Annotated in this window: 12 protein-coding genes and 1 pseudogene; 7 read left to right on the top strand and 6 right to left on the bottom strand. The window is 66.7% G+C overall.

Features of this window, described 5'->3' with window-relative positions; genetic code table 11:
- Positions 1-16 precede the first annotated feature (16 nt).
- Positions 17-1975 (top strand): polysaccharide biosynthesis protein, encoded by a 1959-nt coding sequence (locus tag Q1J79_RS00510; protein WP_367182936.1) that lies wholly within the window; start codon positions 17-19, stop codon positions 1973-1975.
- A 23-nt stretch (positions 1976-1998) separates the two neighbouring features.
- On the opposite strand, the gene Q1J79_RS00505 is transcribed toward Q1J79_RS00510, so the two are convergent.
- The 4 genes from Q1J79_RS00505 to Q1J79_RS00490 all read right to left on the bottom strand — a co-directional run bounded on the left by Q1J79_RS00505 (position 1999) and on the right by Q1J79_RS00490 (position 6066).
- Complete coding sequence (locus Q1J79_RS00505; RefSeq protein WP_300295206.1) at positions 1999-2976, bottom strand: CoA ester lyase; 978 nt, start codon at positions 2974-2976, stop codon at positions 1999-2001.
- 108 nt (positions 2977-3084) lie between these two features.
- Complete coding sequence (locus Q1J79_RS00500; RefSeq protein ID WP_300295204.1) at positions 3085-3999, bottom strand: site-specific tyrosine recombinase XerD; 915 nt, start codon at positions 3997-3999, stop codon at positions 3085-3087.
- Positions 4000-4005: 6 nt separating this feature from the next.
- Positions 4006-5922 (bottom strand): hypothetical protein, encoded by a 1917-nt coding sequence (locus tag Q1J79_RS00495; protein ID WP_300295202.1) that lies wholly within the window; start codon positions 5920-5922, stop codon positions 4006-4008.
- Positions 5923-5925: 3 nt separating this feature from the next.
- Positions 5926-6066 carry a hypothetical protein gene (locus tag Q1J79_RS00490; protein WP_300295200.1) on the bottom strand — a complete coding sequence of 47 codons (141 nt, stop codon included), beginning with the start codon at positions 6064-6066 and terminating at the stop codon, positions 5926-5928.
- A gap of 167 nt (positions 6067-6233) precedes the next feature.
- Between Q1J79_RS00490 and Q1J79_RS00485 the strand changes: the two genes are divergently transcribed.
- Genes Q1J79_RS00485 through Q1J79_RS00475 form a run of 3 tightly spaced genes read left to right on the top strand, consistent with a single transcriptional unit; the run spans position 6234 to position 8945 of the window.
- Entirely contained in the window at positions 6234-6920 is a 687-nt protein-coding gene (locus tag Q1J79_RS00485; RefSeq protein WP_367182935.1) for a shikimate kinase, read from the top strand.
- Between the two features lie 4 nt (positions 6921-6924).
- Positions 6925-8046: a 3-dehydroquinate synthase gene (gene aroB, locus Q1J79_RS00480; RefSeq protein ID WP_300295199.1), complete on the top strand. Its 1122-nt coding sequence runs from the start codon at positions 6925-6927 to the stop codon at positions 8044-8046.
- A gap of 8 nt (positions 8047-8054) precedes the next feature.
- On the top strand, positions 8055-8945 hold the full coding sequence (locus tag Q1J79_RS00475; RefSeq protein ID WP_300295197.1) for an AEC family transporter: 891 nt from the start codon (positions 8055-8057) through the stop codon (positions 8943-8945).
- On the opposite strand, the gene Q1J79_RS00470 is transcribed toward Q1J79_RS00475, so the two are convergent.
- Complete coding sequence (locus tag Q1J79_RS00470) at positions 8899-9267, bottom strand: ribbon-helix-helix domain-containing protein (RefSeq protein ID WP_300295195.1); 369 nt, start codon at positions 9265-9267, stop codon at positions 8899-8901. The two genes, Q1J79_RS00475 and Q1J79_RS00470, sit on opposite strands and share 47 nt — an antisense overlap.
- A 96-nt stretch (positions 9268-9363) precedes the next feature.
- Positions 9364-9666, bottom strand: coding sequence for a BolA family transcriptional regulator (locus Q1J79_RS00465; RefSeq protein WP_300295193.1), 303 nt, complete (start codon positions 9664-9666; stop codon positions 9364-9366).
- A 106-nt stretch (positions 9667-9772) separates the two neighbouring features.
- Here Q1J79_RS00465 and Q1J79_RS00460 point away from each other — a divergent pair, with 106 nt between their 5' ends.
- The 3 genes and pseudogenes from Q1J79_RS00460 to Q1J79_RS00450 all read left to right on the top strand — a co-directional run.
- Entirely contained in the window at positions 9773-10387 is a 615-nt protein-coding gene (locus tag Q1J79_RS00460) for a J domain-containing protein (protein ID WP_300295191.1), read from the top strand.
- A 56-nt stretch (positions 10388-10443) separates the two neighbouring features.
- The gene (cobS, locus tag Q1J79_RS00455) at positions 10444-11445 is read left to right on the top strand and encodes a cobaltochelatase subunit CobS (protein ID WP_300295189.1); all 1002 of its coding nucleotides are present in this window, start codon (positions 10444-10446) and stop codon (positions 11443-11445) included.
- 19 nt (positions 11446-11464) lie between these two features.
- Positions 11465-12177, top strand: a pseudogene (locus Q1J79_RS00450) (cobaltochelatase subunit CobT); the annotation flags it as partial.

Raw genomic sequence — 12177 nt, 5'->3', positions numbered from 1 at the left:
AATCCGCGCGGCTCCCGTGAACGCTGATCCGTTTAAACCTTTGCGCCTGAACGGCCGCGTCCTGCTGGTGGCGCTGCATGACATCGTCATGGCGGCGGCCTCCTTCATGCTGGCATTGTGGCTGCGCTACTGGCTGGCCGACATTCCCTGGTCGCCGGTGGAATCCTGGGAAGGCATGGCAGTTTTCACCGCGGTTGCCGCCGTGGTCTTCCGCTATGCCGGACTGTATCGCGGCATCTGGCATTTCGCCTCCCTGCGCGACATGATGGCGATCCTGCGTGCCGCCGTGTTGTCGCTGCTGATCTTCCTGCCGCTGTTATTCTTTGTGACGCGGCTGGAATCCTATCCGCGCAGCGCCCTGGTGCTGCAGTTCTTCATCCTGGTCGCCCTGCTGGCCGGCCCGCGCCTGCTGTACCGCAGTTGGAAGGATGGCAGCCTGGTTCAGGCGCTGAAGCGCGGCGACGACAAGCGCATCCCGGTTCTGCTGCTTGGTTCCGGCATGGCCGCCGATGCCTTCATCCGTGAAATGGAGCGTGGCGGCGACGCCGCCTATCGGGTGGTCGGAATCATCGACGATTCCGAGCGCCGCCATGGCCGCGATTTGCGTGGCGTGCGCGTGCTGGGCAGCTTGACCGACCTGCCCGCCATAGTGCGACAGGCCTCCGAGATGGATCGGCCGCGCCGCATCATCGTGGCGGATGACCGGTTTGGCGGCCGCGCCATCCGCGAGCTGGTCGACACCGCCGCGCAGCTCGGCATCACGGTGGCGCGCCTGCCGCGGCTGACCGAATTCCGCAAGGAAGGCGATGGTCCGCACGAGGTGCAGCCGATCGCGGTGGAGGATCTGCTCGGCCGGCCCCAACGCGTCCTCGACCGCGCAGCGGTAGCCCGCCTGATCGGTGGCCGGCGCGTGCTGATCACCGGCGCCGGCGGCACCATCGGCTCGGAACTGGTGCGCCAGGTGGCGGCGCTCGGCCCGGCCCTGATCGTGCTGTTCGAGCAGAGCGAACATGCGCTGTACCAGATCGACATGGAGCTGGCCGAGCGCACCCCCGCGCTGCCGCGGATTGCCCATCTGGGCGACGTGCGCAATGCCGAGGCCGTCGACCTGGCCTTTACGCAGCACCGCCCCGAGATCGTGCTGCATGCCGCCGCTTACAAGCATGTGCCACTGGTCGAAGCCAATGTCGGCGAGGGCGTGCTGACCAATGCCGTCGGCACCCAGATCGTGGCCAATGCCTGCCGCCGTCATCACGTTGCCGTCATGGTGATGATCTCAACCGACAAGGCGGTGAATCCCACCAATGTGATGGGCGCCACCAAACGCGTGGCCGAGATGGTGTGCCAGAGCCTCGATCTCGACCGCTCCGCCGGCGGCAATGCCGGAACGCAGTTCGTCACCGTGCGGTTCGGCAATGTGCTCGGTTCCTCGGGTTCCGTCGTGCCGCTGTTCCAGCGCCAGCTCGGCCAGGGCGGGCCGCTGACGGTGACGCATCCCGATGTCACGCGCTTTTTCATGACCACGCGCGAGGCGGTCGAGCTGATCCTGCAGGCCGCCGCCATGCCGCGCGACGGCCTGCATGCCGAGGGCAAGATCTTCGTGCTCGACATGGGCGAGCCGGTGCGCATCCAGGATCTGGCGCGGCAGATGATCCGCCTGGCCGGCAAGCAGCCCGACAGGGACATCAAGATCGTGTTCACCGGCCTGCGGCCGGGCGAGAAGCTTTACGAGGAAGTGCTGCACCAGGATGAAACCCTGGTGAAGACACCGGAGGAAGGCGTGATGCTGGCCGCGCCGCGGGTGATCGACCACGCCGAGCTGGAGCAGGCGCTGGCGCAGCTTTCCGCCGCTGCCGCCCGGCGCGACAATGCAATGATCCTTGCCATGCTGAAATCGCTGGTGCCGGAATTCCGGCATGCCCCCGAGGGGCAGGACAAGTCCGTGCAGGACAAGTCCGCCACCGCGGCAGACTGAAACGCGTCTGTCCCGACGCGCGGCTATCCTTTTGCGATCAGCTCGGCCTGCTTGACGATGCCCTCGGCCTGGCGGATCGAGGCGATGTCGATCAGCTTGCCGTCCAGCGCCACGGCGCCCTGGCCTTTGGCCTGGGCTTCCGCCATCGCCGCCAGAATCCGCCGCGCCTTGGTCACTTCCGCTTCCGGCGGCGTGTAGACGGTATTGGCCAGCGGAATCTGCGCCGGGTGGATGGCCCATTTGCCTTCGCAGCCGAGGATGGCGGCGCGGTTGGCCTGGGCGGTGTAGCCCTCGTTGTCGGAAAAATCACCGAACGGCCCGTCGATGGGACGCAGGCCATTGGCGCGGGCGGCCACCACCATGCGCGAAATGGCGTAATGCCACATGTCGCCCCAGAAATAGTCGCGCGGCTTGTCGCCATCCTTGTCGGTCAGCACGCCATACAGCGCATTCGGCCCGCCGATCGAGGTGGTGCGGGCGCGCGTCGAGGCGGCGTAATCGGCAACGCCAAAATGCAGGCTTTCCATGCGCGGGCTGGCCGCGGCGATCTCGTGGATATTCTGCATGCCCAGAGCGGTCTCAATGATCGCCTCGATGCCGATGCGTTTCTTGAAGCCTTTCGCCGTTTCGATCTGCGTCAGCAGCATGTCGACGGCATAGATATCGGCGGCGGTGCCCACCTTGGGCACCATGATCAGGTCGACCTTGTCGCCCGCGCCCTCGATCACCTCGACGACGTCGCGATACATGTAATGGGTATCCAGCCCGTTGATGCGCACCGACATCACCTTGCGGCCCCAGTCGATGTCATGTAGGGCCTGCACGATATTCTTGCGCGCCTGCGGCTTGTCGTCGGGCGCCACGGCGTCTTCCAGGTCGAGGAAGATCACGTCGGCGGCGGATTTCGCGGCCTTCTCGAACAGCTTCACGCTGCTGCCGGGCACCGCCAGTTCGCAGCGGTTCAGCCGGGCCGGGGCGGGGGTGATGGTCTTGAAGCTCATGGCGCTGACTCTCCCATATGGTCTTGCTGCATCTGCTAACTGGAGCGCCCGGGCTTGGCAAGTCTGACGTTGGGGGAAGTCTGCGCGAAAGAAAATTACTTACGCGGGTCACCCTTTCGCCAGGGGATGATGCTGGCGCACCAGGGCCTGTTTCCGCGCCTCCAGCACATGGGTGTAGATCTGCGTCGTGCTGATATCGGCATGGCCCAGCATTTTCTGCACCGCGCGCAAATCGGCGCCATGGGCCAGCAGGTGGCTGGCGAAGGCATGGCGCAGCACATGGGGCGAAACCTTGGCCGGACTGATCCCGGCCGCCACCGCGAGGTCCTTCAGCAGCTGGCCAAACCGCTGGCGCGTCAGATGGCCGCTTTCGCCGCGCGAGGGAAACAGCCAGGGCGAGGCCTGTTTCGGCTGCAGGAAATCGCCGCGCCAGCCGGCATAATCCTCGATCGCCTGCCGCGCCGGTTCGCTCAACGGCACCAGGCGCTCCCTGCCGCCCTTGCCACGGATCACCAGGAAACGCGGATCGTCGCCGAAGGGCGGCCAGCGCAGGGATACCAGCTCGCTCACCCGCAGGCCCGAGGCATAGAGCACTTCCAGCAAAGCGGTGAGGCGCGCGGCCTCGGCCGGATCGTCGCGCAGCGAACGGGCTTCCTGCAGCAGGCGGTCGACCTCATCCTCGCTCAGCAGTTTCGGCAGCGGCCGGGCGCGTTTCGGCGCATCCAGCAGGGCGGCGGGATCGTCGCGGCGGATGCCATCCTGCAGCAGGAAACGGAAAAACTGGCGCAGGGCGGAGAGCCTCCGCGCCGCTGTGGCCGGCTTCAGCCCGGCATCGGCCAGGCCCTGCACATAGAGCCGCAGGCTGTCGATGCCGATCCGCTCGGCGCTTTCATTGCGGGCGGCCAGGAAGCCGGCGAAATCCGCCAGGTCGGCCTGGTAGGCCAGCAGGGAATTCTTCGCCAGGCCACGTTCGGCGCTGAGCATTTCCAGGAAAGCGTCGATATGGCGGTCAGCGCGCGCCATCCGGGATCAGAAGCCGCGCAGCAGCGCCGCTTCCAGCGCGATCTGGCGGGCCTCTGCGGTCAGCCCTACATTGCGCAAGGCCCCAAGCGCCGTGGCCAGGCTCTGGCCATCGGCATCCAGGCTGCCATTGGGACCAAGCAGTGCCAGCGCCAATGCCACGGTCTCTGCTTTTGCCTTGGCTTCCGAAGCGCGCAGCAGGTTGCGCCAGACTGCCACCGGCGGCGCCTTGCGCTCCGGCCCGACGCCGGCATTCATCAGGCTGTCCCAGCGTTCCGTCGGCACGGCGATGCCGGCGCCTTCAGCCAGGGTGAGCAATTGCGCGGCGCGGGTATTGCGCTGGGCGACGGGCAGGTCCTTCTGCGCGGCCAGCCAGGCTTCATAGCGGCTGTCGCGCCACTCGCCATCCTCGCCGGCGATCAGCAGCAAAGGCCAGGCCTCGGCCGCGATCTCGCCGGCATTGTCGCGCTCCGGCGGCAGGGCCATCAGGATATTGCGCCACAGTCGCGCGGTGCCGGGCTCATTGGCGGCCAGCGCCATGCGGATCACGGCAGGTGCGGCGGCAATGCTGGCCTCGTTCGGGACCAGGTTGTTCAGCAGCGGCTTGTAGGCGGCAGCCGTGGGCAGCAGCAGGTCGCGCGCCATCGCCAGGTCGTAGGCGCGGCGCACCAGTTCGGCGCGCGCCCTGGGTTCGCTGGTGGCCCTGGTGGACTGATACAGGAAAGCCGCGGCGCGCACGCTCTTGTCCTTGCCGCCGGCAATCGCCGCGGTCAGCGCGGCGCGTTGCGCTTCGGGGATTTCGGCAGCGGCATAAGCCTCGGCGAGCAATTCGGGCGGCAGCGCGCCATAACGCACGGCGCGCTCGGTGGCACTGAGCCGCAATTCGGCATCGGCCTTGTCGTAACCTGCCAGCGCCACCAGCAGGGCCGGCGGCGCGACATCCAGCGTGTCTTTTGGCAGGGGCCGTCCGGCCGCGCGCAGCATGGCGAAATGCAGTGGGCTGGCGCCACCCAGGGTTTCCACCTTGGCTCGCGCATCGCCGCGCAGGGCGGCAGCCAGGGCGTTGAAGGCCGGGTCCTCGCCGCCACCGCCGTCGCGCCACAGGCTGAGCGCCAGGTCGCCGCCGGCAGTGTCCTTGGTGCTGTAGCGGCACAACACGGCCGCTTTCTGCCAGTAGGCCGAGGCATCCTCGCGCAGGCCGGTCGCGGCCAGACCGCAGGCGCGGGCCAGTTCGTTTTTCAGCAGAGCCACCTCGAAGGGCAACTGGTGGAAGACCGGGTCCTTCAGATCGGGCGGCTGTGGCGTGCCCAGTTGTTCGGCCGCCGCGATCTGGCCCAGCCGGAACAGTTGCTCGACGCGCAGGCCGAGCAGGCTGGGTGTACCGCCGCTGCCGACCGGAGCCTGGGCGGTGGTCAGCAGCAGGCGCCGCTGTAGATCGCGCAGGGCGCTGGCGGCGACAGGCGCCGGCAGGACGCCGACCGCCTGCACGGCCTGGGCGCGGCTGGTACCCTGCCACATCGTGGCGCCGAGCCCGCCATTGGTGTCATCCAGCAGGCCGGCGGTCGAGGGATCCGGGGCCGACAGGGGCTGGATCACGAAGTCCGGCGCCTTGCCATTCGGGGGCGCCAGTTCGGTGGCGGCGGGTGGTGCCGGCAGCGGCGTGGTTTCAATGCCGCCCGGCTGCGTGCTGCCAGGGTGGCCGAATGGCAGGGTATTGCCCTGTGCCGGTCCCTGTGCCGGTCCCTGCGCCGGTGGCTCGGCAGGCCGCTGTTCGGTCCCGGGTTGGGTCGCCCCGGGCGGAGTCAGCCGGATCGGCTGCGCCCGCAGGTCAGGGCCGGGATACGGAAGGGCCGGCGCGGCGAGTGCGGCCAGCAGGAGGCCACGCCCGGCCAGCCGGCGCCAGCTGAAACCGCGTGCCGCCGCCATGGCTTATTTTCCGAGCCGGTCGGCCGGAATCACCTTCTCGACCTTGGAGCGCGGGGCCGGGATATCCCAGCTCGCCAGGAAGGCAACGCCGCCACCGACCAGCAGCACGAGAAACAGGAACAGGACGATCGACATGCGGGCCATGCGGCTTGGGCTCCGGGCTGCAGCGCGGCCCTCCGGAAGGGCGGGCGCGCTGGAATTGTGACGCAATTGCTTTATTGTACCGGCGCGGCCCCGGTGAGGCAATCGCGGGCCGCATGGCTATGTTTATGTGGCCGGCGGGAATCCGGCCCGAGATCACGGGAACAGGCGTGAGCATTATCGATACCGTCTCCGCTGCCGACCCATCTGATGCCCAGCCTGACACCCAGCCTGACGACGTCCAGTCCGGCGTTGCCCAGTCTGACGCCGCGCCGGCCGGGAGTGGCGATGCCCTGCGCAGCCTGGTTCTGGTTGGCCTGATGGGCGCGGGCAAAAGCTCGGTCGGCCGCCGCTTGGCCGGACGGCTGGGATTCGATTTCCTGGACGCCGATATCGAAATCGAGAAGGCGGCTGGCGCCTCCATTCCGGAAATTTTCGCCGCCCATGGCGAAGCGGCTTTCCGCGACGGCGAGCGCAAGGTGATTGCCCGCCTGCTGGAACAACCGCGCATCGTGCTGGCCACCGGCGGCGGCGCCTTCATGAACGCGGAGACGCGCGCCCGCATCCGCGAGCGTGGCCTCTCGATCTGGCTCAAGGCCGAACTCGACGTGCTGGCCAAGCGCTGCGCGCGGCGCAGCAACCGGCCGCTGCTGCAGAACGGCGATCTGCGCGGCACGCTGCAACGCCTGATGCAGGAGCGCTATCCCGTCTATGCCGAGGCCGATATCAGCGTGATCAGCGCCGACGGACCGCATGAGGCGGTGGTCGAGCAGATTCTGCTGGCGCTGCCGCCGGCCTATCGCAAACTGGCCGAACGGCATCATGCCGAACCGGCGCATTCCGCATCGACAGAGTAAGAACATGACAGAGCAAAAGGTGCGCGTCGCATTGGGTGATCGCGCCTATGACATCCTGGTTGGCGGTGGCCTGCTGCAGCGTGCCGGCGAGCATATCGCGCCGCTGCTGCGCCGGCCCTACGCCGTGATCGTCACCGATGAGAATGTGGCGGCAAAGCATCTCGATACGCTGAAACGCGCGCTGGCGCTGAAGAACATCGGCTGCGAGGCCGTGATCCTGCCGCCTGGCGAGAAGCTGAAATCCTATGCCGGCTTCGAGCAGATCTGCGAGGCGCTGCTGGCGCTGAAGGTCGAGCGGCGCGACCATGTCATCGCCTTGGGCGGCGGCGTGATCGGCGACCTGGTCGGCTTTGCCGCCAGCGTATTGCGGCGTGGCATGGATTTCATCCAGGTGCCGACCTCGCTGCTGGCGCAGGTGGATTCCTCTGTCGGCGGCAAGACGGCGATCAACAGCCGGCAGGGCAAGAACCTGATCGGCGCCTTCCACCAGCCGCGCCTCGTGCTGGCCGATGTGGCGCTGCTGGATACGTTGTCGCCGCGCGAATTGCGCGCCGGTTACGCCGAGGTGGTGAAATACGGCCTGCTCGGCGATGCCGGTTTCTTCGCCTGGCTGGAGCAGAACGGGACGAAGCTGCTGGCCGGCGATCTGGCCCTGCGCACGGAAGCCGTGGCGCGCTGCTGCGCCCACAAGGCGCGCATCGTGGCGGCCGATGAACGCGAGGAGGGCGAACGCGCCCTGCTCAATCTGGGCCATACCTTTGGCCATGCGCTGGAAGCCGAGACCGGCTATTCCCAGCGCCTGCTGCATGGCGAGGGCGTCGCCGTCGGCATGGGGCTGGCCTTCCGGCTTTCGGCGAAACTCGGCCTGTGCGGCGCGGATCTGGCGCCGCGCGTGGAACGCCATCTGGCCGAGAGCGGCCTGCCGGCGCGGCTGACCGATGTTGATGGCGCCCGGCTGTTTTCGCCGGCCGCGCTGCTTGAGCATATGAAGCAGGACAAGAAGGTGCGCGACGGCAAGCTGGTTTTCATCCTGGCCGAAGCCATCGGTCACGCCGTGCAGCGCGACGATGTCACGCCCGAGAGCGTCGAGACCCTGTTGCGCGAGCAGCTCGCCGCGGCGGTATAAGCGCCGCCATGCCGTTTGCCCTGATCGCCGAGGTCTTTTCGGTCATTGCGCCGCTGTTTGTGCTGGCCGGCTTTGGCTGGCTGTGGGCGAAACGCGGCCGGCCTTTTCAGGTTGATACCGTCAGCCTGCTTGCCACCAATATCGGCACGCCCTGCCTGGTGCTGCACAGCCTGCTGTCATCCGAGATCGACCGCGTCATGCTGGGCACCATGGTGCTGGCCAGCGTGATCGCGCTGGCCATGGTGATGGTGGTCAGCGCTCCGGCGCTGAAACTGCTCGGCCTGCCGGTGCGGAATTTCATCTCCTCGCTCACCTTTCCCAATGCCGGTAATGCCGGGCTGTCGCTCTGCCTGTTCGCCTATGGCGCTGAAGGCCTGGCGCTCGGCATCCTGTTTTTCGCCGTCGCGTCATTGGGCAACTGGACGATCGGCCAGTCGATCATGGCCGGGCGCGGCAACCTGCGCGAGGTGCTGCGCTCGCCGATGATCTACGCGATCCTGTTCGGCATTCTGGGCAACCTGATCGCCCTGCAGCCGCCGTTGTGGATCATGCGCAGCTTGCAGGTGGCCGGCGGCATCGCAATTCCGCTGATGCTGCTCACGCTGGGCGTGTCGCTGGCCACGCTGAAGGTGCAGGACCTGAAAAACGGTCTGATCCTGTCACTGCTGCGGCTGGGATTGGGGATCGGGATCGGTTTCGGCCTCAGCGCGCTGCTCGGCCTGGAGGGCGCGGCGCGCGGCACCTTCATCATCCAGTGCGCCATGCCGGTGGCGGTGGTGAATTACGTGTTCGCCGTGCGGTTCAATCGCGATCCGGCCGCCACGGCCAGCCTGGTGGTGATTTCCACCCTGCTCAGTTTCGCGACTCTTCCTGTCCTGCTGCTGGCGGTTTTGCGCTGAAGCCCGGCGCATGGTCGTGGCCGTTCCCTAGGCCAGTGGGGATGCCGGCGACGCCAACGCCTGAGCGCACCACGAAATAGGCCAGGATGGCGCTGCGCACCCGTGAGGTGAGCGTCTTTTCCCGCCGCGACGGATCGCGGTCGACCTGGGTGGCGAAATGATGCCGGTCGATGCCTTCGGCCACGCAGATCGCGTCCAGCGCCGCCCATTCCAGATGCTCCAGCCGGATGCTGGTCCGCCCGCGACCCAGGCGCAGGTTGCGGGTCACCAGGCTGGGGCTGTTGCTGGCGGCTGCTGAGGCATGCTGTGGGCGGCGGGTCATAGGCATACTGCAACCTATAATGGATGATAAAAAAACTATCAAATGAAAAGGTTGCATTATCCACATAAAAGAGATTCGGCTGGTTGCGTAATAGAATCAACCAGATGCAGAATCAGGCCGGATTGCCGCCTCCGCTGGCGTCTGGGCGGTAATGGCCAGGGCATGCACGCCGTCGGCGAGTTCCGCGGCCAGCAGGCTGTAAATCTGCCGCTGGCGCTGCACGCGCGACATGCCGGCGAAGGCGTCGGCCACGATTTTCAGGCGGAAATGGGTTTCGCCGGCGGCCAGGCCCTTCATCGCGGCATGGCCGGCATGCATGGCGGATTCATCAATCAGCTCCAGCGCCTGCGGCTGCAGCGCATGGGTCAGATTGGTTCGGATGCGCTGGGCCAGGGACATGATCAAAACTCCTCAGTCGCTCAAGAAAAATGCAGGGTACCTATAACCCTATGGCAGGGGCTATTGCCTTGCCAGTGCCACCCCTTCGACCCATACTTTGGCGGTCATGTCGCGCGCCCGTTCCGCCCAGCAGAAAATCTTCCTCGATGCCGAGGCGGAAGCCGTCTTCGGCCGCCGCGGGCTGCGCCGTTGCGATCATCCGGGCTGCGCCGAGGAAGGGCGTTTTCCCGCTCCGAAAAGCCGCGAACCGCGCGACGGACGCTGGCATTTCTGCCTTGACCATGTGCGCCAGTATAATGCCGGGTGGGATTTTTTCCGCGGCATGAGCGCCGACGATGTCGAACGCTACCAACGCCAGGACGTGCTGGGCCACCGGCCGACCTGGCGGCTTGGCACCAAGCCCCAGCGCGAGGAACCGCAGGTCTGGGTCAAGGACGATCTCGGCATCCTGGCCGAAGTGGGCATCAAGCTGGGTGCCGGCCGCCGCAAGACCAGGGCCGAGCTGCAGCTCGATCCGCGCGAACGCGAAGCTTTGCTGCAGCTTGGTTTCGACCTTGAGAAACTGACGCTGCCGCTGCGGAAGGCTGACCTGAAGTCGCAGTACAAACTGATGGTTAAGCGCTATCACCCGGACGCCAATGGCGGTGACAAGAAGGCCGAAGAACGGCTGAAAACCATTAACCAGGCCTATGCCTTCCTCCAGACCCGCGGCTATACTTGAATTATGACCTCCCCCAAGGCGCGGATTTAAGCCCAAGAAAGAACCCGAGAGTGACGATGACGGCCCTTCAGACCAAGTCTGTTTCCATGCCGGCAAACGACCTGCCGGATATCACGGTTTCCGTGCGCGATGTCTTTGGCATCGACAGCGACATGAAGGTGCCCGCCTTCAGCCAGCCCAGCGAGCATGTGCCCGATCTCGACCCGAGCTACCGCTTCGACCGCGAGACCACGCTCGCGATCCTGGCCGGCTTTGCCTATAACCGCCGCGTCATGGTGCAGGGCTATCACGGCACCGGCAAATCCACCCATATCGAGCAGGTCGCCGCCCGCCTGAACTGGCCCTGCGTGCGCATCAACCTCGACAGCCATATCAGCCGCATCGACCTGGTCGGCAAGGACGCCATCGTGCTGCGCGACGGCAAGCAGGTCACCGAATTCCGCGAAGGCATCCTGCCCTGGGCGCTGCAGTCGCCGGTGGCGCTGGTGTTCGACGAATACGATGCCGGCCGCCCGGACGTGATGTTCGTGATCCAGCGCATCCTTGAGGTCGAGGGCAAGCTCACGCTGCTCGACCAGAATCGCGTGATCCGCCCGCACAAGGCCTTCCGCCTGTTCTCCACCGCCAATACCGTCGGCCTGGGCGATACCACCGGGCTCTATCATGGCACGCAGCAGATCAACCAGGGCCAGATGGACCGCTGGAGCATCGTCTGCACGCTCAACTACCTGCCGGCGGATGACGAGGTCGCCATCGTGCTGGCCAAGTCGCCCAGCTATACCGGCGATGCGGGCAAGAAAACGATCCAGAACATGGTGGCAGTGGCCGAGCTGACCCGAGCCGGCTTCATCAACGGCGACATCTCGACGGTGATGAGTCCGCGCACGGTGATCACCTGGGCCGAGAATGCCCGCATCTTCGGCAGCGTTGGCTTCGCCTTCCGGCTCACTTTCCTTAACAAATGCGATGAGCTGGAGCGGCCGATGGTGGCCGAATACTACCAGCGCTGCTTTGGCGAGGAATTGCCGGAAACCGCCGCCAAGGCCGACCTGAACTGAGCCGGGGCCGGCACACGCCATGGCCAACAAGCCGGAAAGCCCGATCGAACCCTTCAAGCGCGCGTTGACCGCGGCGACGCGGGCGATTTCGCATGATCGCGACCTGCAGGTCAGCTTCGGGCCGGAAACGCCCGGCCTGCGCGGCAAGCGCGCGCGCCTGCCGGTGCCGGGCCGCGACCTGCCGATGGCGGAAGTGGCGCAGATCCGCGGTCTGGCCGATGCCATGGCTCTGCGGCTGCGCCATCACGACGACAGCCTGCATTCCCGCCTGCTGCCGCAGGGCGGCACCGCGCGCGCCGTCTTCGATGCCATCGAGCAGGCGCGCGTCGAGGCGATCGGCTCCAACCGGATGGCCGGCGTGGCGCAGAACCTGAACGCGGCGCTGGAAGAGCGCTGCCGCAGCAAGGGTTACGCCAAGATCAAGGACAAGTCCGAGGCGCCGCTGGCCGATGTGCTCGGCCTGCTGGCGCGTGAGCGGCTGACCGGCGAGACGGTGCCGGCACAGGCGCAGAAGATGGTGTCGCTGTGGCGCGACTGGATCGAGGAGAAGGGCGGCGGGGATCTCGACCAGCTGCTGTCGCGCATCGACGACCAGCGCGCCTTCGCCCGCGTCGCCCGCAAGCTGATCAAGGATCTCGAGCTTGTCGACGACGAAGACGGCGACATGAACGACGAGGACGAGGGCGAGGACCAGGACAGCCAGGGCCAGCAGCCGCAGAGCCAGTCCGACGG

This window comes from Ferrovibrio sp., from assembly GCF_029255545.1.
GTDB lineage: Bacteria > Pseudomonadota > Alphaproteobacteria > Ferrovibrionales > Ferrovibrionaceae > Ferrovibrio.
Note: the sequence above shows the minus strand (reverse complement) of the source record. Positions and strands in the feature narration are given on the sequence as shown.